At 62.0% G+C, this 23,610-nt stretch carries 25 protein-coding genes and 1 tRNA gene; 15 read left to right on the plus strand and 11 right to left on the minus strand.

Features of this window, described 5'->3' with window-relative positions; all coding sequences use genetic code 11:
* Positions 1 to 43 precede the first annotated feature (43 nt).
* From ACH488_RS02340 to ACH488_RS02360, 5 genes are all read left to right on the plus strand, one after another.
* Positions 44 to 532 carry a PTS sugar transporter subunit IIA gene (locus tag ACH488_RS02340; protein ID WP_397322007.1) on the plus strand — a complete coding sequence of 163 codons (489 nt, stop codon included), beginning with the start codon at positions 44 to 46 and terminating at the stop codon, positions 530 to 532.
* Between the two features lie 81 nt (positions 533 to 613).
* Positions 614 to 1,477, plus strand: coding sequence for an SURF1 family protein (locus ACH488_RS02345; RefSeq protein ID WP_397322008.1), 864 nt, complete (start codon positions 614 to 616; stop codon positions 1,475 to 1,477).
* The gene (locus tag ACH488_RS02350) at positions 1,474 to 1,974 is read left to right on the plus strand and encodes a DUF3817 domain-containing protein (RefSeq protein ID WP_397322010.1); all 501 of its coding nucleotides are present in this window, start codon (positions 1,474 to 1,476) and stop codon (positions 1,972 to 1,974) included. Before ACH488_RS02345 ends, ACH488_RS02350 begins: the two co-directional genes overlap by 4 nt.
* A 110-nt stretch (positions 1,975 to 2,084) precedes the next feature.
* A complete protein-coding gene (gene guaA / locus ACH488_RS02355; protein ID WP_397322011.1) occupies positions 2,085 to 3,674 on the plus strand; it encodes a glutamine-hydrolyzing GMP synthase in 1,590 nt (529 codons plus the stop codon).
* 147 nt (positions 3,675 to 3,821) lie between these two features.
* A complete protein-coding gene (locus ACH488_RS02360) occupies positions 3,822 to 8,141 on the plus strand; it encodes an AAA family ATPase (protein WP_397322012.1) in 4,320 nt (1,439 codons plus the stop codon).
* Positions 8,142 to 8,154: 13 nt separating this feature from the next.
* On the opposite strand, the gene ACH488_RS02365 is transcribed toward ACH488_RS02360, so the two are convergent.
* From ACH488_RS02365 to ACH488_RS02375, 3 genes are all read right to left on the minus strand, one after another.
* Positions 8,155 to 8,730: an RcpC/CpaB family pilus assembly protein gene (locus ACH488_RS02365; RefSeq protein ID WP_397322014.1), complete on the minus strand. Its 576-nt coding sequence runs from the start codon at positions 8,728 to 8,730 to the stop codon at positions 8,155 to 8,157.
* Positions 8,731 to 8,974: 244 nt separating this feature from the next.
* Positions 8,975 to 9,244, minus strand: coding sequence for an FmdB family zinc ribbon protein (locus ACH488_RS02370; protein WP_397322015.1), 270 nt, complete (start codon positions 9,242 to 9,244; stop codon positions 8,975 to 8,977).
* Positions 9,245 to 9,391: 147 nt separating this feature from the next.
* On the minus strand, positions 9,392 to 9,991 hold the full coding sequence (locus ACH488_RS02375) for a 5-formyltetrahydrofolate cyclo-ligase (protein ID WP_397322016.1): 600 nt from the start codon (positions 9,989 to 9,991) through the stop codon (positions 9,392 to 9,394).
* A gap of 104 nt (positions 9,992 to 10,095) precedes the next feature.
* On the opposite strand from ACH488_RS02375, the gene galU reads away from it, so the two are divergent.
* The 10 genes from galU (at position 10,096) to ACH488_RS02425 (ending at position 17,203) form a co-directional block, all read left to right on the plus strand.
* Positions 10,096 to 11,028 (plus strand): UTP--glucose-1-phosphate uridylyltransferase GalU, encoded by a 933-nt coding sequence (gene galU, locus ACH488_RS02380; protein WP_397322017.1) that lies wholly within the window; start codon positions 10,096 to 10,098, stop codon positions 11,026 to 11,028.
* A 7-nt stretch (positions 11,029 to 11,035) separates the two neighbouring features.
* A complete protein-coding gene (locus ACH488_RS02385; protein ID WP_397322018.1) occupies positions 11,036 to 11,662 on the plus strand; it encodes a GNAT family N-acetyltransferase in 627 nt (208 codons plus the stop codon).
* 152 nt (positions 11,663 to 11,814) lie between these two features.
* Positions 11,815 to 12,681: a hypothetical protein gene (locus ACH488_RS02390; protein WP_397322512.1), complete on the plus strand. Its 867-nt coding sequence runs from the start codon at positions 11,815 to 11,817 to the stop codon at positions 12,679 to 12,681.
* Between the two features lie 6 nt (positions 12,682 to 12,687).
* Entirely contained in the window at positions 12,688 to 13,488 is an 801-nt protein-coding gene (locus ACH488_RS02395) for an SDR family oxidoreductase (RefSeq protein WP_397322019.1), read from the plus strand.
* A gap of 36 nt (positions 13,489 to 13,524) precedes the next feature.
* A tRNA-Ala gene (locus tag ACH488_RS02400) sits at positions 13,525 to 13,597 on the plus strand.
* 147 nt (positions 13,598 to 13,744) lie between these two features.
* Complete coding sequence (locus tag ACH488_RS02405) at positions 13,745 to 13,984, plus strand: hypothetical protein (protein ID WP_397322020.1); 240 nt, start codon at positions 13,745 to 13,747, stop codon at positions 13,982 to 13,984.
* Positions 13,977 to 14,402 (plus strand): DUF6221 family protein, encoded by a 426-nt coding sequence (locus ACH488_RS02410; protein WP_397322021.1) that lies wholly within the window; start codon positions 13,977 to 13,979, stop codon positions 14,400 to 14,402. Before ACH488_RS02405 ends, ACH488_RS02410 begins: the two co-directional genes overlap by 8 nt.
* Positions 14,395 to 15,561 (plus strand): tyrosine-type recombinase/integrase, encoded by a 1,167-nt coding sequence (locus ACH488_RS02415; RefSeq protein WP_397322023.1) that lies wholly within the window; start codon positions 14,395 to 14,397, stop codon positions 15,559 to 15,561. Before ACH488_RS02410 ends, ACH488_RS02415 begins: the two co-directional genes overlap by 8 nt.
* Positions 15,562 to 15,797: 236 nt before the next feature.
* Positions 15,798 to 15,968 (plus strand): hypothetical protein, encoded by a 171-nt coding sequence (locus ACH488_RS02420; RefSeq protein ID WP_397322024.1) that lies wholly within the window; start codon positions 15,798 to 15,800, stop codon positions 15,966 to 15,968.
* Complete coding sequence (locus ACH488_RS02425; RefSeq protein WP_397322026.1) at positions 15,968 to 17,203, plus strand: glycosyltransferase; 1,236 nt, start codon at positions 15,968 to 15,970, stop codon at positions 17,201 to 17,203. The genes ACH488_RS02420 and ACH488_RS02425 overlap by 1 nt, the downstream gene beginning before the upstream one ends.
* Here the strand turns inward: ACH488_RS02425 and ACH488_RS02430 are convergent.
* The 8 genes from ACH488_RS02430 to ACH488_RS02465 form a co-directional block, all read right to left on the minus strand.
* Positions 17,200 to 18,705 carry a hypothetical protein gene (locus tag ACH488_RS02430; protein WP_397322028.1) on the minus strand — a complete coding sequence of 502 codons (1,506 nt, stop codon included), beginning with the start codon at positions 18,703 to 18,705 and terminating at the stop codon, positions 17,200 to 17,202. The two genes, ACH488_RS02425 and ACH488_RS02430, sit on opposite strands and share 4 nt — an antisense overlap.
* Positions 18,706 to 18,714: 9 nt before the next feature.
* Entirely contained in the window at positions 18,715 to 19,341 is a 627-nt protein-coding gene (locus ACH488_RS02435; RefSeq protein ID WP_397322030.1) for a hypothetical protein, read from the minus strand.
* A gap of 67 nt (positions 19,342 to 19,408) precedes the next feature.
* Positions 19,409 to 19,675 (minus strand): hypothetical protein, encoded by a 267-nt coding sequence (locus ACH488_RS02440; RefSeq protein WP_397322031.1) that lies wholly within the window; start codon positions 19,673 to 19,675, stop codon positions 19,409 to 19,411.
* 1 nt (position 19,676) lies between these two features.
* On the minus strand, positions 19,677 to 20,384 hold the full coding sequence (locus tag ACH488_RS02445; RefSeq protein WP_397322032.1) for a M23 family metallopeptidase: 708 nt from the start codon (positions 20,382 to 20,384) through the stop codon (positions 19,677 to 19,679).
* The gene (locus tag ACH488_RS02450) at positions 20,381 to 20,716 is read right to left on the minus strand and encodes a hypothetical protein (protein ID WP_166188055.1); all 336 of its coding nucleotides are present in this window, start codon (positions 20,714 to 20,716) and stop codon (positions 20,381 to 20,383) included. The genes ACH488_RS02445 and ACH488_RS02450 overlap by 4 nt, the downstream gene beginning before the upstream one ends.
* A 14-nt stretch (positions 20,717 to 20,730) precedes the next feature.
* The gene (locus ACH488_RS02455; protein ID WP_166188087.1) at positions 20,731 to 21,333 is read right to left on the minus strand and encodes a hypothetical protein; all 603 of its coding nucleotides are present in this window, start codon (positions 21,331 to 21,333) and stop codon (positions 20,731 to 20,733) included.
* Entirely contained in the window at positions 21,333 to 22,367 is a 1,035-nt protein-coding gene (locus ACH488_RS02460) for a hypothetical protein (protein ID WP_397322033.1), read from the minus strand. The genes ACH488_RS02455 and ACH488_RS02460 overlap by 1 nt, the downstream gene beginning before the upstream one ends.
* Complete coding sequence (locus tag ACH488_RS02465; RefSeq protein ID WP_397322034.1) at positions 22,307 to 23,602, minus strand: hypothetical protein; 1,296 nt, start codon at positions 23,600 to 23,602, stop codon at positions 22,307 to 22,309. Before ACH488_RS02465 ends, ACH488_RS02460 begins: the two co-directional genes overlap by 61 nt.
* Positions 23,603 to 23,610: the final 8 nt, after the last annotated feature.

Genomic DNA, 23,610 nt, shown 5'->3' on the forward strand with positions numbered 1-23,610 from the left:
CGGGGAGCTGCGGCCGGGAGGCCACACTGGAGGGAAACACGACTTGGCCGAACCACTTGACCGGTATGACGCGGAACTGACCACGCCGGACACCGTCATTCTTGAACTTGTTGCTGCAGACAAGAGTGATGCCGCGGCCCAGCTTGCGGAAAAGCTCTACGCCGCCGGCCGGATCTCCAACCTGGAAGGCTTCCTGGAGACCGTCAATTCGCGCGAACACCAATTGGCCACCGGCTTGCCGGGCGGCATAGGGCTCCCGCACGCCCGCAGCGAGTACGTGGACCGGATTTCCATCGCCGTGGGCGTCACCAAGTTCGGGCATTCCCTCGACTTCGGTGCCAGTGATGGTCCGGCCACGGTGGTCCTGTTGATCGCGACCCCCGCTAGCTCCTTCTCCGACCACTTGGAAGTCCTGGCCACCCTGGCCCGTTCACTGTCCAAGGAGTCCTTCCGTGAATCGCTCCGCCGGGCGCACGATCCCGAGGTCATCTCCGAACTCATCAACTCAAGCCTGGTGTTCTTCGACCACTGAAGATTGGGGCAGCAGGGACCCTGCTGCCCCACTCCAAGCCCCGTTTCGTTGTTCTACAGCCGGACGAAGTACGGTTAAGGGGTGTTGAAAACTGCGTTGAAACCCCGTTGGATCGCAGGACTGGTCTTTGCGCTCCTGCTGTCCGGGGTGTTCGTGCTGCTCAGCCAGTGGCAGCTGAGCCGCTCCACGCAGCACGAACCGCCGGAGCCGTCCAGCGTGGAGGATGTCAAACTGTTGGTGGACGTCCTCAAGCCGGGACAATTCTTCCCCGGATCGGTCCAGGACCAGATGGTCAGCGCTACCGGACACTACGACGCCGGTAAGCAGGTCCTGGTGGAAGGCAGGCTTTACAACAACCAAAAGGGCTATTGGATCGTCTCGGCGTTCGCAGTGGACAGCGCTCCCAAGCTCAGCGGCGTCGCAGCCACGCCCCAGACCTGGATTCCGGTAGCCCGCGGTTGGGTGGCCGATCCCGCCCAAGCCGACCGGCCGCCGTCGGGCGCTGTTTCGGTGACCGGCCGCCTGCTGCCGTCCGAGGCTCCGGTGCCAAATGTCGACGCCGGTCCAGGCCGTGCGTCTGCCGTCGCCGTTGCGGAACTCATCAACGACTGGGGAGTGTCCAGCTACCCCGGGTTCGTTGCCGCAACCTCCCAAACCACGGACACTGGACCCGTTGCCGTGAACGACGCCGTCAAGGCCCTGAACATTCCCGCCCAACCCCCGGCCCAACAGGTCAATTGGCTCAACCTGTTCTACTCCGTGGAGTGGGTGGTCTTCGCAGGATTCGCCCTGTACATCTGGTGGCGGATGGTGGCCGACGACTATCGCCGCGGCCTCGAAGGCGATGACGACGAGTACGACGACGAGCCGGATGACCATCCGGCCCCGAAACAACAAGCAACTGAGCCAAACAACAGTGAGCCAGAACAAAAGGTGCAACCATGATTGAGCCCAAACCGGCAATCCAGCCCGAACAGTCCGGGCCCAAGCCCAAGAAGCGGCGTTTTGGCGGAACGGAAGCCCAGATCCGTTCGGCGTTGAAGTTCTACAAGGTCATGGCCTACCTCACCGGTGCCATGCTTCTCCTCTTGTGCGCTGAACTGATCGCCCGTTACGGCTTTGGGGTGTCCCTCTTCGCCGGCGGAACAGACGCAGTGACCGGCCAGCCGTTCGCTTTCGGGTTCGCCGAGTCGGAGCCCAAGGGCGTGATTGGTGGATTCAACATTTCCACCACGGTCCTGATCGTCCACGGCTGGATGTACGTGGTGTACCTGATCTCCAACTTCCGTCTGTGGTCGCTCCTGCGCTGGCCGTTCGCCAAACTGATCCTCCTGGCGGCGGGCGGTGTTGTTCCGCTCATGTCCTTCATTGTGGAGAAGAAGTTCCACGCCCAGGTTGAGGCCGAGTTGGCCGCGAATCCCCAGGCGTCCAAGCGCTACTGACAGGCCGCGGGGCACACCCGGTGTGAGATGCCTTACGGCGACGCCGGTTTTGACCCCTCGCGGGCCGTTCCGGTGTGCACCGGGGCGGCCCGGCAAAGTAGTCTTGTTTGGTGACTACTCCCACCGCACCCCAGACTTCACAGAAGCCGGTGCTGGTTGTTGACTACGGTGCCCAGTACGCGCAGCTGATTGCCCGCCGCGTCCGTGAAGCGAATGTGTATTCGGAAATCGTTCCGCACACCTTCACCACCGAGCAGCTTCTGGCCAAGAACCCGGCAGCCATCATCCTGTCCGGCGGACCCTCCAGCGTCTACGCCGAAGGTGCTCCGAACGTCGGAGCGGACCTCTTCGAGGCAGGCGTTCCCGTTTTCGGCATCTGCTACGGATTCCAGGCCATGGCCAACGCCCTGGGTGGCAAGGTTGCCCAGACCGGCCTGCGGGAGTACGGCGCAACCGAAGCTCTCCTTGTTGGCGACGCACGCTCCATCCTTGACGGCGTCCCGGCGTCCCAGAACACCTGGATGAGCCACGGCGACTCCGTCCATGAGGCACCCGAGGGCTTCGAGGTTCTGGCAACGACTGCCGGAGCTCCGGTGGCGGCCTTCGCCAACGATGAGAAGCGCCTTTACGGTGTGCAGTGGCACCCGGAAGTGAAGCACTCCGTCCTTGGCCAGCATGTCCTCGAGAACTTCCTGTTCAAGGGCGCCGGCCTGACCCCCAACTGGACCACCGGGAACATCCTGGAGGAACAGGTTGAGCGCATCCGCGAGCAGATCGGCGACTCCAAGGTTATTTGCGGCCTTTCGGGTGGCGTTGACTCCGCCGTCGCCGCAGCACTGGTTCAGCGTGCCGTGGGGGACCAGCTGACCTGTGTGTTCGTGGACCACGGGCTCCTTCGTGAAGGCGAAGCAGAGCAGGTGGAGCGCGACTTCGTGGCTGCCACCGGCGTCAACCTTTACGTTGCCAATGAGCAGGAGCGCTTCCAGTCCGCATTGGCAGGGGTCAGCGATCCCGAGACCAAGCGCAAGATCATCGGCCGGGAATTCATCCGCGCCTTCGAGGAGGCGGAGCGGGCCATCATCGCCCAGGCCGCTGCCGAAGGCGAAAAGATCAAGTTCCTGGTCCAGGGCACGCTCTACCCGGACGTCGTCGAGTCCGGCGGCGGCGAGGGTGCAGCGAACATCAAGAGCCACCACAACGTGGGCGGGCTTCCCGAGGACCTGCAGTTCGAGCTCGTGGAGCCGCTGCGGGCACTCTTCAAGGATGAGGTCCGCGCTGTTGGCGCCCAGCTGGGCCTGCCGCAGGAAATCGTCGGACGCCAGCCCTTCCCGGGCCCCGGCCTGGGCATCCGCATCGTGGGCGAAGTTACCAAGGAACGGCTGGACCTGCTGCGGAAGGCTGACGCCATTGCCCGTGCGGAACTGACCGCCGCCGGCCTGGACAACGACGTGTGGCAGATGCCGGTAGTGCTGCTGGCCGATGTCCGCAGCGTCGGCGTGCAGGGTGATGGCCGTACTTACGGCCACCCGATCGTACTGCGTCCGGTGTCCTCCGAGGACGCCATGACGGCTGACTGGTCCCGCCTGCCCTACGACCTCCTGGCCCGGATCTCCAACCGGATCACCAACGAGGTGGACGGCGTGAACCGCGTGGTGCTGGACGTGACCAGCAAGCCGCCGGGAACCATCGAGTGGGAATAGCAGTGTGAATGGCCGGTCTCCTTGGGAGGCCGGCCATTGTGCTGCCCGCCTGAACCTTGCTTTGCGGAACTGTGAAATGACGGCGAATTTTGCCGTGTCCAGTGTTGCGGAGCGGGCTCCGGGCGTATTCCCGCTACCCTCGAAAGTATGCCGGTATGGTCCAAGGCGTCTAAAGCTAGTTCAGAAAAGAAGGCAGAAGTTGTGTCATTAGGTCAAGGCCACGAAGAGGACTCCGAAGAGCTCCGGAAATGGCTGTCTGGACTTAAGCCCGTTACCGGGGCGGACACCATGCTTCGCTTCGTCAAGACGCCGGAAGGCGCAATCGACCTCAGCACAGCGCACCCGTCCGGCCTGGCACAGCTGCTCGCAGGACGCCGCACACGCTTGTCCACGCTGATCCGGGACCGCCAGCAATACCTGGTTGCTGCCCGTGCGGCGCGCAATATCCGTTCCAAGATCTTCGAACTCGGCAATGACCGCGGCATCGAGGCCGGCTACCTTTCCGCCGGAACCGTGGTGTGGACCTCCGCCGTCGGGGGCAAGCCGCAGCGCGTTTCGGCGCCCGTCATGCTCACCGCCATCACGCTTACCGTCCGTCCTGGCGAGGACGACTTCGAGCTGCAACTGACCGAACAGGCCCGGATGAACCCTGCCTTGGTGCGGCACCTCAAGTCCGTCCATGGCATCGTGTTCGACGTCAACGCTGTAGCGCGGATGGCGTACAACACCGCGCGGCTGGACCCGCAGCCGGTGCTCGACCGCCTCGCCACGCTGGTACAACCGATCCATGGTGCGGACGTTGAGTTCAACCTGCTGGTGACCACGCTCGCGGACCTCTCCGGCAACCTTGACGATCCCTGGATCAACATGAACAACCCCACCGTGGCCGCACTGGCTACGGCGGCCAATGGCGGCGACGTGGAGCCTGAGCCCATCAAGGCCGGGCGGTTCCCCAGCCTGGACGAGCGCGATCCTGCCGATGAACTCCTGCTGCTGGACGCCGATACGGACCAGCAGTATGTGGTGGACGCTGTCCGCGCAGGGGATTCCCTGGTTGTCAGCACGCCTCCCGGCAGCGGACAAACGCAGACAGCCATCAATGCGGTTGGTGCCCTGGTGGCTGAGGGCAAGTCCGTCCTGGTGGTGGGGGAGCGCCAGTCGAGCCTTGCCGCCCTCTCTGCGCATCTGGACACCCTGGGGCTCGAATCGATGCTCTTCCGCCCCGGCAACGGCACCACGCCGCAGCAGCTGAAGGGCCAGTTGGTCCGGGCGATCATGCGGAACGAGAAAGCCCTGGAACCCCAGCTGGGCAACCTCCACGAGACCTTGACGGGGCATCGCCATGCCCTGACGGACCATGTTGCTTCGCTGCACAACGTGCGTGAACGGTGGGGCTGCTCGCCGTACCAGGCCATGCAGTCCCTCGCCGAACTGACATCCATCCACCCGGCCCCGTCCACCACCGTGAGGCTCAAGCGCAGTGTCCTGGACAACATCAAGGACCGCGAGGAACTGGCCGGCCGCCTGCGCCGCGCTGCGGAACTGGGCAGCTTCAGCCGGTCATCCACCTCCAGTCCTTGGTACGGTGCGCGTCTGGTTACGCGCAAAGAGACCGAGGAAGCGCAACAGCTTGCCCGGCTGGCGGAGGAGAAGCTTCCTGTCCTTCGCGACCGGATGAAGCAGTTGGCCGACCACGCCGAAATCCGGCTGGGGGAGACGTTCACCGAGTGGGGTACCCAGCTTGAACTCCTGATTGCCGTGCGTGAGAGCCTGGACAAGTTCACCCCGGACATTTTCGACCGTCCCGTCCACGACCTCATCTCCGCTACGGCGAGCTCGTCCTGGCGCCGTGAACGCAACCTTGAGATGCCGTCCATGCAGCGCTCCCGTTTGCGCAGGGTAGCCAAGGAATACGTGCGGCCGGGTGTCCACATCGCGGATCTCCACAGTTCCCTGGTCCTTGTCCAGGAACAGCGCGCGTTGTGGGCCGGGTACGCCACCACCCAGCGGCATCCCGCCGTGCCTTCCGGCCTTGCCGATCTTGGTGCGCTCTACCGCGAACTCGATGGCGAATTGCAGCGTCTTGGGGAGGCGCTGAAGCACACCTCCGACGGCGGTTCCCTGCACGGAACTCCCTACACGGAGCTCATGGAACGGCTGGAACGGCTTGTGGCCGATACCGCCACTTTGGAGACACTTCCTGAGCGCACCCTGCTGATAGAGCAGATGCGTGAGCACGGACTGGGCGAATTGCTCACCGACCTTGCCGCGCGTGAAGTCCCCGCCGCGTCCGTCGCGGCCGAGCTTGACCTCGCCTGGTGGCAGTCTGCGTTGGAAGCCATGATCAGCGGCGACGATTACCTTGCCATGTCCGACGGCGATTCGCTGCGCCAGCTGGAGGCCGAATTCCGGCTTGCCGACCAAGCGCACATCGCCAGTGGCGCCGCGCGGCTTCGGTGGCAGTTGGCCAGCCGGTGGCGCCAGGGAATCGTGGAACACCCGCGCCAGGCGGAACTGCTCCGCGCCTTACTCAAGGATGGCCGGGTCACACTCCCGGCACTGAGCGCCCAGGCACCCGACCTGGTGCCGCTGCTGGTCCCCGTGTGGTCGGTCAGCCCCTACCTGCTGACGGGTGTGCTTCCCGCTGAGCAGAAGTTCGATGCCGTGGTGATCATCGATGCCGAGTCGACGTCGCTCCAAGCGGTGCTCCCGGCCATCGCCCGTGCCCGCCAGGTCATTGCCTTCGGTGACGCGAAGATCGCCAACGCCCGCACTTTCAGCGTGGCCGTGGAGCCTCCGGTGGCCGGAGTGGCCAGCCACGAACCCGTGGACAGTGCATTCACTGCCTTGGCGCGTGTCCTGCCCACCTGGCAATTGAACTGGGTGTACCGGGCCGTGGACGAGGACCTGGTCCTCCAGCTCAGCAAGAACTATTACGACGGCGGGTTGCGGCGACTCCCGGACGGTAGCTCCGTGACGGGCCTGGACCGTTCCATCCTGGTGGAATACATCCCGGACGGTACCGGACTTCCCGGGGCGGACCATGAGGGTGTCGAATCCGTGACGGCGGAGGTCAACCGCGTGGTGGACCTTGTATTCGAGCACGCCCGGCTGCGTCCCCGCACGTCCTTGGCCGTGGTTACAGCTAGCCTGCGGCATGCGGCCCGCATCGGTGAAGCGATCAGGCTCCAGTTGCCCAACCACCCGTTGCTCTCTGCTTTCTTTGGCGCGGGGCCGGAGTCCTTCCGTGTGGTGGATCTGGAGCGTGCCCAGGGACTGGTGCGGGACCATGTGATCTTCTCCTTGGGATATGGCCGCACGCCGCACGGACGCGCCCTGCATTCCTTCGGGCCCTTGTCCGTGGATGGCGGACGCAACCGCTTTGCCCTGGCCATGACCCGAGCCCGCCGTTCCCTGCACGTGCTGAGCTGCTTCCGTCCTGAAGACCTGGACCTGGACCGCTTGTCGCACGGGGCCGTGGACTTCTATGAGTTGCTGGACCGGGAGCTGTCCGGGAACAGCAACCTGGGCACGCCGGCATCCCGCGCCGTGGCCAGCGAACAGGCCCTCGGCGAGGATCCGCTGGTGGCCGATCTTGGCGACCGTCTGCGGGCACGCGGAGCGCGGGTGTGGCACCTCTATGACGGTGTGCTGGACATTGCTGCCGCGGCCGATCCGGTCCACACGATTGGCCGGGAAGGTGCCGAAGTCCCAACCCCCGTGGCCATTGAATCCGACGGCACCGAGCGTTACCGGCGGATGAGCGTCCGGGAACGCAGCAGGTTGCGCCCCCAACTGCTGGAGCGGATGGGCTGGCGGTACATGTCCCTGTGGACCATCGAGGTGTTCACTGATCCCTCTTCCTGCGCTGACCGTATTGGTTCTTACTTGGGCCTTGAGAACCACGTGCCGCAAGCTACCTCCGTCCCGCACCATGGTTTCCTGGACATGGACGTAGAACAATTGGAAGTGGGCAGCGTCCAAGCCTTCGTGTCGCGCCCGTCCGCGGTTGACTCCCGGGACCGCGCGGACAACCCGGAACGTGAAGTTGTGAAAGAAGAGTCAGTGAGCACTGAGGAACCTGCCGTGGAGCCTGCACAGAAGGACGTGCAGCCCGAGGTACCGGGCCAGGAAGCACTGGCGAACGGTTCCGACGGTTCCGGGCAACCGGCCTCCGTCGATCAGGAGTCGGGTGAGGCCAACGAGACCCGTGAGGCCAACGCGACCCGTGAGGCGAACGAATCCCATGAGGGCGCTGAGTCCGAACAGAGCGCGGGGTCCGAAAAGAGCGCAGGGTCCGAAAAGAACGCGGATCCCGAAGACTCGAAGTCCGCGGCTGTGAAGCCTGCCTCCACCGGGATCCTGCCCAACAAAGCCTCGGAGGACGACCCCCGCCGGTGGGGCGACGAGTCCGGCTACGACCACGATCAGTGGCTAAAGGAGCAGCGGCCGCCTCACTGGGGCTGATCCCGGACGCTGATCAAGAGGTATTGATGAGCACGAAGAAGAGCTTGCCTTGCGTGGATGCGCCGGCAAGCTTTTCTGCTTGTTGGGCGTCTGCGGCCACCACAACCAGGCCGTCCGTATCGCTCGTTCCCAGCCAAGGCCCGGCCTTCCCGCCTTGGCCCGACGTCCAAAGCACAGGGACAGGTCCAGCAAGAGTTTGGTTCTGGCGGGATCCGTCATAGGAGTCTGCAGGGGTCAGCACCACGTTGACGAGTTGTCCGGGGGAGAGCAACTGAATGGACGAGGGATCGGCCATGCGCAGGGGAACTGCTGCGGATCCCGCGGGCGCCCCTGTGAGAAGGCCCGGTCCCAGGAGATTCGCCTCGGTAGGAATTTGTCCCTTGGCCAGGGGCGAGGCCAGTTGGCGTCCGGCCAACGATGCGGGGTCGCCAATGGCCCCCGAAATTGCCATGTCCTGCGGGACGCCCATGCCGATGAAGTCTCCTTGGCTGAGACTTGTTCCTGCGGGCAGGTCCCGGGCGGCAACCACAATGCTGATGCGGTGCTCAGGAGCGGGGGTGAGTTGCTGGACGGTGATACCTGCCGCCATGCATAGCAGAAGGACTACAAGCAGCCGGCGGTGTCGGTTAAGGCGGGAGAGGAACAGCAGGCGTGGGCGGCTGCTGGACGCGGGCGCTGACGGACGCCCGGCCGGGTAGCGTGTATGGACTCCGCCACGTGCATGGCGCGTTCGGGCAAAGCGAGGAGAGGACGGTGAGTGTGGCATGACGCCACGCTAACCACCGTCGCCGGCCGCCAGACAGCGGCCCGCAGCCTTATGTGGATAAGTGAGGCTAGCTCGCGGCAGCGGCGGGCGCCGGCGTGGCAGCCGCCGCGGGTGCCGGTGCAGCCGAAGGTGCAGCAGAAACGGTGCTGCTGCCCTTGGAATCGCGGGAATCCGTGCGGTAGAAGCCGGAGCCCTTGAAGACAACACCGACGCTGTTGAACTTCTTGCGCAGGGCGCCCTGGCATTCCGGGCACTCCGTCAGGGAACTGTCCGAAAACGACTGGATGATGTCAAAGGCATGGTCACAGTCTTTGCAGGCGTATGCGTATGTGGGCACTGAATTCCTCCTCAGGACAAACGTCAGGTCCTGTGCAGCCTCAAGCGGAGGAGTCTCCGCCTTAGCAGTCGCAGGGCCTGAGTGCCAATTCTATCATCCGGCTGTTCGACCGCCACCCTGGAGTTTGCCGGCCGTACGCCACCATAACTACCTGCCGAGCCGCACAATTCCCGACGGCGTGAGGACCTCCGTGACGGGCTGGTCAAAAGGCTCGGCCGGGATGGCACCGGAAGGCAACACATCGTCGTCGTACGTCACCGCGATGGTGCGGGGCTGCCGGCCCGAGGCGGCGAGGCCTTGGAGGAAGCGGTCGTAGTAGCCACCGCCCTGGCCGATCCGGTTGCCGTCTCCGTCCACGGCCGTGGCAGGCATGAAGATGCCGTCGGCGTGCGAGGCGGCATCCGCGCCGTGCCGCTCGCCCTCCGGTTCGTCAATCGGTGCGTATTCCGAACGGAGGAAGACTGTCTCCGGGGTCCAGAACACCCAGCTCAGTTGCCGGTCAGGCTCGCACACCGGAAGCAGGATCCGGTGCCCGTCCTGGTGCAGGGCCTCGATCAAGGGGAGGGTGGGGGGCTCGAAGGCCACACCCAGGTACACGGTGAAGGTGCCGGGCACGCCGTCTGAAACCTCTTTGGCCCACGCCGTTCCGTGCGCCGCGAGGGCGTCACCAGCGATTGCGATCTGCTCAGGAGTCAGCGTGCGACGGTGCAGCCTGCGGGCGGCGCGTATTTCTTCCTTCGAGGCCATGATTGTCCGTTCCGTCGGTGCATTGCCGGGTGGGGCGCCAGTGCCCCAACCAGCCAATTCACCGACAATTTGTGTGTCCCGGCACGGCGGGGGTTTACCTTTTGATGTGTTCCGTCCGTTACATTAGTCCGGTGACTCACCATAACAATGCTGTCCGTAAGGCCGTCATCCCCGCAGCGGGTCTTGGTACCAGGTTCCTCCCCGCCACGAAGGCGATGCCGAAGGAAATGCTGCCCGTGGTTGACAAGCCAGCCATCCAGTATGTGGTCGAAGAAGCCGTGAAAGTTGGACTGCATGACGTCCTGATGATCACCGGCCGCAGCAAGCGTGCGTTGGAGGACCACTTTGACCGTGTTCCTGCGCTTGAGGCCACTCTGGCGGAGAAGGGTGACACGTCCAAGCTCGAAGCCATCCAGTCCGCCACCAACCTCGGTGACATCCACTATGTCCGCCAAGGCGACCCGAACGGCCTGGGCCACGCTGTCCTCCGCGCAAAGCAGCACGTTGGGCACGAACCTTTCGCCGTCCTGCTCGGCGATGACCTGATCGATCCCAAGGACGATCTCCTCAGCGAAATGATCGCCGTGCAGCAGAAGACCGGCGGATCCGTGGTGGCCCTCATCGAAGTGGAACCGTCCAAGATCAGCGCCTATGGTTGCGCGGATGTCGAGGAGAACGGCGAGGAGGGGTACGTCCGCATCAAGCAGCTGGTGGAGAAGCCTTCCGCCGATGAAGCCCCGTCCAACCTTGCCGTGATCGGCCGCTACGTGCTGCACCCGGCCGTCTTCGATGTCCTTGAAAAGACAGCTCCGGGCCGCGGCGGAGAAATCCAGCTGACCGACGCTCTCGAGGTCCTGGCCCGTGGCGAGGGCGAAGGCTACGGCGTCTACGGCGTGGTCTTCCGTGGCCGCCGCTACGACACCGGTGACAAGCTGAGCTACTTGAAGGCCTGCATCGAGTTGGCCTGCGAACGCGAAGACCTGGGCCCCGAGCTCCGCGAGTGGCTGCCGGACTTCACGGCTACCCTTCCCCAGTAACACCCGGATGTACGGCTCTGCGATCTGGCCGGTGACGCTGGAAAGCGGAGACCTGGTACTCCGGCCCATCCGTTACCGGGACAAGCGGGAATGGTCCGAGGTCCGCTCGCGGAACAGTGAATGGCTGGCTCCTTGGGAGGCGTCCAACCCCGCACCGGGTGGGAGCCTCCCAAGCTACCGCCAGATGGTGGCGTCCTTGAACCAACAGGCGCGCCAGGCCACGGCCCTGCCGTTCATCATCGCCGAGTGGACCCCCGGCTTCCGCGAACCGCGCATCGTGGGCCAGTTGACGGTTTCCTCGATCGTCTGGGGTTCGGCCATGATGGCCACCCTGGGGTATTGGGTGGACAAGGACCGCGCTGGGCACGGAATCGCTCCCACCGCTGTGGCGATGGCGACCGATCACTGTTTCCGGACGCTTGGCCTGCACCGGATGGAAATCAACATCCGGCCGGAAAACGCACCCAGCCTGCGCGTGGTGGAGAAACTCGGCTTCCGGGACGAGGGCTACCGCGAAAGGTACCTGCACATCAACGGGGAATGGGCAGACCACAGATCCTTCGCGCTGACCTCCGAGGAAGTTCCGCACGGACTCCTGGAAAGCTGGCGGGAAGGAAGAACGGGCAGGTCATAGGCCCTTTTGGGGCTTCCCGGGAATCATTTAGGGACTCGCGGGCGACACACCGGCAGGAATGCCACGGCACCTGACGATTTGCTTCTACGGTTTTGAATGTGGACTTCCCTCTCAGCAGCTCAGTGATACTCGTTGTCACTGTCGCGCTCTGGATGGTGTGGGTTGCGCCCTATGTTCTTCGCAAAGGGCGGCCACAGGTCCAAACGGCCACCGGGCCGGCAGAGCCATTCGAGGACGAGCCCGACGAGACGCAGCCAGGGGTGGTCTTGGCATTGGCACCTCAGCAGGAGAAACCGATGGAGACCATGCACAGCACAGCACAGGCGTCGCCCCTGGAATCCCGCGTGGCTGATACAACTGCCCGGAAACCGTCTAGTACCCCGTTCACCATCCGGTACGCCCGCCTGACGTTGGCCTTGTCCGGCCTGATCCTCCTCCTGACCGCGGTGGTTTCCGGCATCGTCCGGCTCTTTGGGCAGGGCTCTATCTGGTTGCCGTTGGTGTCATTCCTCGGTGCCGTGCTCGCCGTCGTCGTTTTGCGGCAGCTTGCCTTGCGTGATCTCCGCGAACGGCGTGCCCGCCGTGCTGTCCAAAAGGAATCCATTCCCACTCCCGCCCGGTACCTGCCCAAGGAACCGCCCGCGGAAGCCAAGGAAACACCCGTTTTCGATGCCGAGGCAGGCGGCGAAAAGGCGAGGCTGTCCGCCGTCGAACTTCGTCAAGCGGCACTGGCCGTAGCCCTCGCCGCCGGAGATACATCCGCCGAAGCCGCGCCCGAAGACGCTGGCACCCCTTGGAAGCCCGTTGAGGTTCCCAAGCCCACCTACGTTGGGGCAGCCAAGGCAAACCGGCCTGCGCCGGAGCCGCTGGTCCTTCCCGAGGCGCCCAAGCCCGTCGGGAAGCCGGTCCTCAAGCAGGGTGCGGAGCAGGCCGACGCCGCAGCGCAGGTACGCACTCCCGCTAAAGGTCACAGCGCACTGAGCAACCTGGACGACGTCCTGCAGCGACGCCGGGCCTAGCCGTCCATGGCGGTGGTCTGCGTCGCCGGCGGCACCGGGCAGGTGGGCTGCGAAGTAGTGCGGCTTGCGCTGGGGCAGGGGCACGCCGTCAACGTCCTGAGCCGGCACGTACCGCCCGCCGGTTCGGCGAAGCATCACGACGGCGCCACCTACTTCGCGGGCGACGTCACCACTGGCGTTGGCTTGGCCGCCGCGGTGGCGGGTGCCGACGTCGTTATTGACTGCCTGGAGGGGCAATTCGGAAAGGCGAAAAAGCACTTCGCCGACGGCGGTGCGCGGCTTCTGGAGGCCGCCCGCCAGGCGGGTGTCCCCAAGGCGGTGGCGGTGTCCATCATCAATTGCGATCGAAGCACCTACTCGTTCTACGTTTCCAAGGCCGAGAAGGAGCGTGTCTATGCGGACTCGGCCCTTGAGACCGCGGTGGTGCGCGCAACGCAGTTCCACAGCTTGGTAGCCATGGTCTTCGCCGCCGGTGCCCGGCTCCGGCTGATCCCTGTGTTCAAGGGGGCAAGGTTCCAAACCATCTCACCGCAGGATGTTGCCAGGGCACTCCTGGAAGCCGCCACGGATTCCTCGTCCGCAGATAGCCACAGCGTCAGGACCGTGGGCGGTCCGGAGATACTCAGCATGCGGGACTTGGCGTCGATCTGGATGTCCGTGGCGCAGGTGCGGGGCCGCATTGTGGAGTTCCCCTTGCCCGGCTCTATGGGTCGCTACCTCCGTGCAGGGCTCAACCTGGTGCCAGGAGAAAAGTACGGGACGGAGACCTTCGTGTCGTGGTTGGAAAAGCGCCGGGAAACTTTATAGCCTAGGGACACTGGCCACGCCGTACTGCATGGTCCAGGGGCTATAGCTCAGTTGGTAGAGCGCTTCGTTCGCATCGAAGAGGTCAGGAGTTCGAATCTCCTTAGCTCCACAGATTTAGGCCCTAGAATCCGCGGAACTTTCAGCCCGCGTTGACAAAAACCTCTCAAGCGTTGACACAACAAGGTAAACTTGAGGCATAGAAGACCCCCGCGATGCCGTTACATCCGGGGGTGTGACCGAATTGATAGGAGTCGATATGCCAAGTTTACCCGCGGATGACACTGAACAGTTGGTGCTATTTGCCGCCTTGGTGCGAAAGCTTGGCGGGCAAGTCACGATCACCAAGCAGGAATTAATCGAAGCCTATGACCTCGAATTGATGAGCAGTGAAGAGATGTCGTTCGATGGCGGAATCTCATTCAAAGTTGGACCGAAGCCCGTAACTGTTCAGGGTGAAGTGATCGAAACAGGCTCGCAGGAGTTGACGCGTGACTAGCATCATCGAGTTCCTTGAAGCCAGGATCGCGGAGGACGAGGCGGCTGCCCGGGCATGCGACGTTCCGGCGTGGTCGATCCGCGATGAACCAGACGAACACCTTTGGGTAGAAGGCCTGAGCATTCACGCTGCCGATAGCAATTGGGATGCATGCATAGCAGTGGCAGATGCGCGTCATGCTGTCCGCCATAACCCCGCCCGTGTCCTTGCTGAGTGCGCGGCGAAACGAGCGATCATGAGGGAACATGAGCTTGACCTAGGGATGCGTGAACCTTATTGCGATAGCTGCGCTGAATGGTGGATGAGCGAATTGGGTGAAGGTCCTCCGATGGTCAAGTACCCATGCCCCACCGTCAAAGCCGTCGCCGCCGTGTACAAGGATCACCCGGACTACCAGCAGGAGTGGGCGATTGGCTAGCATCCACCCACGCGGCCCGAAGAAAGATGGCAGCTACAGTTACCGGTTGATGTGGCGGGATCCTGAGCATGGACCAAGCCACCAAACGCTCCACACCAAGCAAGAGGCTGAACTGTGGAAACGACTGCTCGATGCTAACGGGCAGTCTTTCTCGGTCGCTCAACGCCTCCATGATGAAAGCGACCTTGAAGGCCCTACTGTTGCCGAAGCCATTGAGCAGCACATTGAGCAGCTCGTTGATGTCACCCCATACACGATCAAACGCTACCGGGGTGCGCTCAAGAACCACTTCAACGGGCCGCTCGGATCCCTCAAGGTGAAGGGGCTCAAGAACGCGGACATCGTTGCCTGGATCAAATGGATGCAGGGTAGGGGCAAGTCACCCAAGACAATCGCGGACAAACACGGGCTACTGTCCGCCGCGTTACTCACTCAAGTTCGCGCCGGCACCATCGACCGGAACCCCTGCGACGGCGTACGACTCCCCAAAAAACGGCGGGTGGGTGATGATGGGGACGACATCAACATGGACGACTACAAAGCCATCCACGCCCGCATGGACCCGCATTTCCAGCCGTTCCTTGACTTCCTTCTAGGGTCCGGCTGTCGGTTCAGCGAAGGAACCGCGCTACTCGGCAAAGACTTTGTGCTGGACGCTAACCCGCCGCTAGTGCTCATCACCAAAGCCCACAAACTAGGCGGCGAAAACGAACCCGCCCGGTACGTTGGCGACCCGAAGTCCGAGAAGTCCCGCCGCCGCGTCTCCCTCGCGCCATCAACCGTCGCCGCAATAGCCCCCGCCGTAAAGCAAGCCCTTACCGATGGTGGTCCAGTGTTCCGCATGAAAAACGGCGGCGTCATGACCCACCAAGCCTTCTACAACAGGGCATGGTCCAAGCCGCGTGACGCTGCCGGGTTAGGTCCGGGCGGTGATCGGCATGTCACGGTTCACTCAATTCGACATCTCCATGCCGCGATCATGCTGGCGGCAGGGATGAGCATGTACGAACTATCAACACGCCTCGGTCACAACTCAATCCAGATGACCGTGGACCTCTACGCTCATTTGATGCCTGACGCGCATTTCCGCGGCGCCGAGCACGCAGCCAAAGCGTTAGGCGAGCTACCTGTAGACCCAACCGACTACGACGCAGCATAAACGAGTTAGATCGGAAAGACCCTGAAAGACAACACCTGTACTTGCATGTTCCTTCACAAGCCTATTCTGAACCGGAATGTGTTCACTAACCCCACATCCCAGTGATGGCGCGAGAGTATGGGCTTGCAATAGTGGTTACGGGACGCTTACGGGACTATTTGAATGCAACTCCGAGACGACGAAAAGCCCCCACTCTCCGTCAGTGGAGAGCAGGGGCGTTCGGTAAGGTATGGGTCATGAGCAAACTAATCGCGCTAGCCGCCGTAGCCCTCGCGGCAGGCGTAGCAGCAGACGACGCATGGGCCATTGCCCGCATCGCCGGGGAAGAAATGGACGACGAAACCGCCTACCGCGAAACTGTACGCCTCGCCTCAGACAAGGCCTACGCAAACTTCGGGCAGGCGTAGTGCTGTTCATCGGAAACACTCGCTTTAGCCTCTTCAACCCAAAGTCATCGTCCTGGAAGGCGACCAACGGGCGGTTCACTACCCCGGAAGCTTACGAGGCCTACCTGTACAGCGATTCGCGCATGGGTGTCCGCTGTAAGATCTTCATCGAGCACTCACTGCCGCAGCTTGAAGAAGCATCCCGCGGGCATGACATCTTCCACGTGGTGTCCTACTCTGCGAACCTGCCGAAGAAGTATCAGGATCAGCTTGAGGCTGCGGCGCAGCGTTACCCGTTCCTTGGGTTGGACCGGCACGAGGCTGGCAGGACGCCCACCGACTTGGACGGCATCGCGCAGGCGTACTTCGCCGAACGCCCATTCGAGGACAAGGTCTACGGCACGTACCGCCTTGACGACGATGACCTTCTCTCTGCGGACTTCTTCGACCAGATGGCCCAGCACATGCGCCCGGACAACATCGGCATGCAGGTGTCCCTCGCTGCCGGTTTCACGGCGCTCTATGAGGACGGGCACTATTCCAACGTGCGCGCCACCCACTGGCCCATGCTCGCGATCGGCCTGTTGCAGATTTGCGGGCTGGATGACACGGGGTTCCCGGTGAAGCCGATCCACGCACCGCATCACCTGTCAGATCGGTCCAACCCTGTCATCCTGGACTCGCGCAAGCCCTCCTATCTGTGGGTGCGGCACGTTGAGCAGGACACCGCTATGGACTTCACCAAGGAACTCGCCCGCGCCAACGTCCTGACGCAGATGGCGAAGTACAAAGAGCCCGGCATTGACGTGAACATCCGGGAAGTTTTCCCGCGCCTCGCCGACAGTTTCAAGCTCACAGCGCAGACAACCTTGGTGGAGAAAGCAACCCCAGTTGCCGGCGTCCTCACGTTCCCGTTTGACGCAGCCCTCCAAGAGTTCAAACTAAGTGTTGACGCGGAGTTCGGGGAAGGGGTTGTGGACGGCAACGCGCTGTTCAGCCTTGACCTGACCAGCGCGGACGGTCACCCTCTGAGCGACGCCCAAGCGTCGGCTCTCGCGTCAGCTCGGGTTGCGACTTCGACCAACGAGAGTGTTGGGCATTACCGGTATTTGGACACAAAAAAAGGCAGGGCGAAAGCCACGTATGACTTCGCCCTGCCTAATGATGTTGTTTGTCATGGTGTGCGTTTGAGGCACTGGAAAAACCCTGATACCGCTATCACTCTCCACGCCATGGCCGTGCAGACTGAGAGTTAGCCACCGAGGTAATCGGCTGAAATTCTGACACGCCCGGAAGATGTTTCAAGGGCGAGGTCCGCGCCGCTGGTCTGGCTAACCTGCACCTTGAACGTTTCGCTGCCGTTGAAGCGCCGGATGCCGGTCATGTGCATCGTTCCACGGTTTGTCGCTGACGGCTGAATCTCAGCATCATCCAAGTTGGTGCCGCCACCAATAAGGTACGCCTGGCGGCGCCCCGTGCCGTTGATCGCGAATTGGACCTTGGCGTAGATCCTCCAACGTCCTGGGCGTGGCGTGAACTCTCCGGTAGTGGAGTTGTAGGTCATGCCTCGCATGGTTGGTGATGCTGGCCATGTGTTGATGTCAGTGGTGACGTTGTTGGGGATCACTTGCCCAGCCGTGGTTGTGGTCGGGTTGAGGTAGAGGCCAGCGCTGTCATACCGGATTGACGGGGAGATGGTGCCAGTCGTGTTGTCGAACGTCTCGACAACGTTCACCAGCCCATACCCGTAGAACAGCACATTTGAGACGGATGCTGCACCCCAGCGAACGCGGATTGCTGCGTTGTTTGGGGACTCCCAGCGACCATGAATGATCGAATTGTGGGAGCCGTTGATGTACGTGCGATAGTACGCTACGTTTGGTCCTTCGAGGCAAGGGGAGTACCACACATTGTTGTTTGGCCCGCCTTCGCTATTCTGACCCAGAGCCAAGATTTCAGCGGCGTTCACATCATCGACGACAGCGCCCTTGGTGAGTGACCTTTGCCAGCGCCCACCAAAAAACTTATTCTCGTTGATGTAGCCGAGGTTCGTGCAGTCAAGTACCTGCTGTTTGTGGTTCTCCCATAGCGTGCCAAGCGTGATCTTGTTGTACGCGAATCCCGCGTCGTTACCCATGAGAACAAGGCCGTATTCGAAATCCTGAATGAAGGGCACTGTCAGGGTGCAGTCATTCAGGTTGTACGCTTTGACGCCGATGCTGGTGCCGTCCCAGCCGGTGGTGCCGCGTGATGTGTTGATGACGCGGGGAAGGTTGAAAGTTCTGCGGAAGGTTACCGACCCGGCAGTTTTCGATCCCACTGACACGGCGGTTCCAGTGCCCGCGTAGTTGAAGGTTGCACCCTCAGCGTCAAGGCCACAGCGGAAATTTATTTCGCCGCTGATCTTGTATGTGCCAGCTGGGATGTACAGCCGGGCGTTCGACCCACGGGCCACCGTTGCGGCTTCCGCGGCGATCAAAGCAGACGTGGCATCAACAACGCCTGTTGGGTCCGCGCTGTACGGGGCGTTGCCGGCACTGACAGGGATGCCGGAGTAAAGCGCCTGCGCCGTGTTCGAGGACGGATTAGTGATGAGCGCCCGAACTGTCGCGTCAGAGACATCTCCCGGCGCGATACCAGCCAGAGTTTCCAGATCATCAACGCGGGTTTCATGGTTTGCGATAAGAGCGTCCTGCGGCGCCTGGAACGCGGCAAGCGCAGCCTCAGTTACGAGGCGTCGGTTTGATGGCTGTACCAAAGTGGATCCTTAGAAGTAGGGGGCGCCGTCAGTGTCAGCGGAAGCTGACATGAATGTGATGTAGTAGGGTTCACCGTCGCCGTCAGGGATGACGTGAACCTCTGTGGAACCGGGCGAGTAGTAGGGGTTCCCGTCACTGTCTAGAGCGATATTGGACACCTTTGGGGCAACCGCTTCGAGTGCTGTTAGGCGCCCGTCTTGTTGGGTGTTCTTTGTTTCGACGTTTGTTAGGCGCACTCGGTCAGGGGCCACCTGCGCATCGGTGTAGGCTTTTGCGTCAGTTAGGGCCTGTGGGACTGTAGTGCTTTCCAGCGTTGTAAGCCGGATGCGGTCGGCTGTTACCTGCGTGTCTGTGTAGCTGTTAGCGCTCGCTAGGGTGGCGGCATCAGCGGCAGCCCAGGCAGCGCGGTTGGCAGTGTCTTTGCCATCTGCGTAGGCTTGTGCTGCTGACTGAGCAGCCGTAATAGCTGCGTCTTGGGCGGCATTCTTAGCCTCGATAGCGCTGAGCCGCGACCGGTCCTCCTGGAATCGATCTTCGGCTTTCTGTGCGTTATCAGAGATAACGTTGTCGCCGTCCCGAACTAGCTCGTTCCCGTCAGGCTTCTTGAACCCAAGAGGCGTAGTTACAACAGCCACGAACGGGCCTCCTTAAGCACGAGGGGCCGCACCACGAAACGGTGCGGCCCCGAAATTTGCGGGGTAGTCAGTTGGTCTGCTTCGGCTCGGCACCAAGACCAAGCCGGGTAAGCCACTCATTCACGAACGGGTTAGCCATGAGCCGCGTGATCGCGCCAGCGACAGTCAGCGCCGTCAGACCCGCGCCGGTGGCAGCCTCAGGGCTCTGATTAGTCACCGCCGTGTAAAGCAACGGGGCAGCCAAAGCCAGACCACCAACGAACGCAATCACCGTCCGGACAGTCGCCCGCCACGGGTAACGGGTCTGAGACGCATCAGCCACATGATCACCCATCTCAGGCCTCCTTCTTGGTGTTCGTCTCCACACGGCCAAGGGATGCCTTGACGGTGGTGAAGTTGTCGTGAATGAGATCCTTGAGGGGCTTACCCTCAGGCATGGACGTTCCACCGTTGAAAATGGCGTCATAGACAGCCTTGAGCATGCGGCGATCTTCGGGAGTCATGTCGTCTTCCTCAGGTTCAGTTGTTTTCTTGATGTCGCCGGCTGGGCCGATGGAGGCTGAGCCGAGGTAGGGGAGCGGGTTGACGCGCCCGTAGAAGCGTGCGTTCAGGTTGTACCCGTCAGGCAGCACCTCGAAGTGGAGGTGCGGGCCGGTAGAGCCGCCCGTGTTACCGGACAGTGCGATAGCGTCACCCTCATTGACCCACGCACCCTTGGGGACGATGTTGCGGGACAGGTGCCCGTAGATGCCGATGAACGTCCCGTGATCAATGACCATGCAGATCCCGGCGAAACCAGGGGCAACCCACCACGGATTGTCCGCGTAAGTACCAGCCATCCACCCGGAATGCAGCACCCTGCCGGACGCTACGGCGGAAACCTCAGTACCAACAGGACAGCTAAAGTCAATGCCAGTGTGCCCGTCTGGCTGATAGTTGCCGAACTGCTGAATGATCCAGTAATCAGGAGAGCCGGGCCGGATCCCAGCAGTTGGGTTATCTCCAAAGTTCTGCGAGATAGGCGCGTTTACTGGGTAAGTCATTGCCGCACCTCCGGGGTGTTCACGTTGATAGTGGTTTGCTGCGGCGGGGGACAGTTCGCGATGTGTTCCTTCAACGCCGCCTCAGTACGGTTCACTGCATCAGCCAACGATGATCCGTGGTTAGGGTGCAGCTCGTGGTGCATTTCATCCAACCGGGCCATCACCCCAAGACGGGCCGGAACACCCGGCCTCGCCGGTTCACCATTCCAGTCATCCAGGAAGTTCAGGACTTTCTTGACTGTGGGGCCGAACATTTTCGCCGCGAAACGAATAGCGACAGCAGCAACAAGAATGGCCCCCAACCAGGGAGCCACCGCAATCACATCACTCATCCACTGAGGCAGTGTCATGGCTTGGACCGCCAGTTGATCCCGCCAAGGCCGATGAAGAACTGCGCCTGCGAAATACCAGAGAACCCGGAAGCCGTTTCAAAAGTGATGTTCCCGTTAGACCGGACGTACAACGTGCACTTGTTACCCATCGCTGAAGACGTGCCAGGGTTGTACAGCTCATCAGCGGCAGGGGCAACAGCGCTGGGGATAGTGCCCAGCAGGTAGCCTGTGTTAGCAGTCATCGTGATCGTGGCAGTTGTGCACCCAATCAGACCTGACAGTGTTGCCCGCCCTGTTGGCAGCTTCTCATACGTGGGAGAACCGTACCCGGCACCATATGCCTGATACACTCCACTGCCGTTAAGTGTGATGTTCCCCGCCGCGTAGTCCAGCCACTTAGTGCCGTTCCACGTTTCAATAGGTTGCCCGGGCAGGTCTGTGCGGATGATGCACTGCCCAGTCATAACCCCGGCGTTTGTTAGCGTGGTCCGTTCCGAAGCGGAACCAATGGGGATGACAACGTTAGCGCCGCCGAAAGCCGTGGCAAGGTCCGCTGTCAGGTTGTATGCGTCGCTGTTAGTAGGCACGACAACCTTGTTTTTCAAAGTCTGTGTCATCAGATCTTCCAGTCAATTAGGAGCTTGCCTGAGTCAGGGTCTTTGCGGCGCCCGTTCAAACCGATATATGGATCCCCGGCGATGGAGATGCCACCACCGGCAGCGATGACCGCACCGAAACTGGTGGGCAGGTCAATCCATGCGGGGTCTTGATGTGCGGCAAGAACCACATCAAACGGGCCAACGCTGCGGCCAACGTCACCACCGGGCCTGTATTGAGACGTGTGCGCGTAAACATGCATCGTCGCCGCACTGTTATTCGAGCCGACTTCGAGGCGGTCAGGGACACGGAACTGGACCCTTGTGATCGTCTTACCCGCGAGCGCTGGCCTTGGTGCTCCGTAGAACCAGGAGCCGGTCATTGTCTGACCAGCGTAGGAGCCCGAATAGACTTGTTCGCCGCCGTTTGTGGAACCAGCCCAGCGCCCCCAACCACCAACACCCCACGTATCCGAAGCCGTGGCCACAAGGGTTTCCTGCCCCGACTGCTCCACGGGAACAGCAACAGGAGGCGGCAACGGGTCACCAGCCGGGGGCGGTGCGATCACAGGTATCTCACCAATGATCGTTGCCCGTGTCGCGTCCCAGGAGAGCATCACAGGATCCCCAGGTGCATAACCCGAGATTGGGCCTATGAACCATTTAGTTGCGTACGTGCCGCCGTCATCACCGGAAAACACAATCTCATCCACACCAACCGTCAACACGGACCCCGTAGACGGCCTTGGCTGGTCCGTGTAAGCGCCCAGAACAAGCGCCGTAGACAAGCCCATGCCGTCAGTCATGATCGCGACAACGATTTTCCCGCCCTGCTGCGGCTGGATAGGGTCCATCCAACGCGCCATCAGCAGCGAACCGCGGACGTTCGCCCACCACTCTCCACCATCCCAATACGCGGTGCCGAACTCAACCCGGAACCCATCAGGAGGGAGCGCCGCCAATGTCTTAGACAAAGCAACCAAGCGGCACCCTCCTAAAGTTGATCCCACTGAATAGCGGGCAGTGAGCCCCAGCTTGCGGGCATCATGTTCCACGTAAGTTCTGGCATGGTCCCGGTGATGTGTTTCGCCCATTCAGTGCGGTCAAGCGCGGCTATGACATCCGTGTAAGCGCACCGAACAGTCAGGCTTGTTTCGCGGGGGAGTGTGTCACCCTGCCGCCGAATCGCCGTGATATCCCCCGGCAGGTAGACAACATGCCCGGAAGGGACTGGGCAACCAATCTCTATTCGGTCGCCGGCCTGCAACTCAGGTCGTGGAATCGTCGTGACAGCCAACTCAACCGCGAGGCCATCAAGGAACTTGTCCCGCAGCTCTTGCGCGTAGGTGGTCGCCTCAGCAACCGTCGTGATCATTTCCGAGCTGTAGAAGTATGGGACGCGTCCATGGTCGCCACCATATTTAAGTGGCCCAGATTCCAGATCGGCAACACCAAACACCGGATCCCCGGTAGCGACGTTCTTACCCTCAACAACCCACCGGTTATACAGGCCGTCAATGGACTGATCCCGCGTCACGGACACAAGGCCCGCGTTCGGCTCAATCCTCAGAACCGAGGCGCCCCGTTGCGGGTAAATATGTGCCTCGCCGTCACCACCCATCCGGTAACGGGCAGATACCCGTGAGAGCAGATCCTGGCACGCTTCGAGGCGTTCTTTGTCATACACAAGCTGCCTAGACACGGCGGTATCGACAACGCCCGCGTCAACCACAGTCGGGAAATACCGGGAAGTGAACCGCTTGAACTCGCTAACAACAGTCGCGCCGGCCTTCGGTGACTCAGGAGCCTGCAAACGGTCCCGGTCAACATCCCCGGTAAGGTCAACCGCATCGAGCTTCACAACAGCGGTCTGAATGAACACGCGCCGCTTATGAGCAGGCAACGAACCATCAGGCTCTATATACCCGTACTCATCAATGACCCGCGACTCACGCGACTCAACAGGCGCATTACCGGTCACCCGGAACCACCCATAGTTGATCGCCCCGGAACCACCCACGTTATAGATGACCTGCAACCGCGTGCCACCAACACCAAGAGGGTCATCAAACCGCCAAGCCCCCAACGTGCCGTCAGGATCCGCGACCGTAAGACTGATCCGCTGACCAACCTTCACGTTGTCACCAGCAGAATCCTCAAACGACCAATCCAAAACTTGGAGAGGCTCAGGCACGACAAGCGAACCCGCCCGCCACGCCCAAACCGTCAACGAATCCCCAGGCCTCGAACCACCAAGAGCGTCCAACGTCTCAACATCAACACGACGCACAGGCTGCT

This window comes from Paenarthrobacter sp. NPDC018779, from assembly GCF_044391085.1.
Taxonomy (GTDB): domain Bacteria; phylum Actinomycetota; class Actinomycetes; order Actinomycetales; family Micrococcaceae; genus Arthrobacter.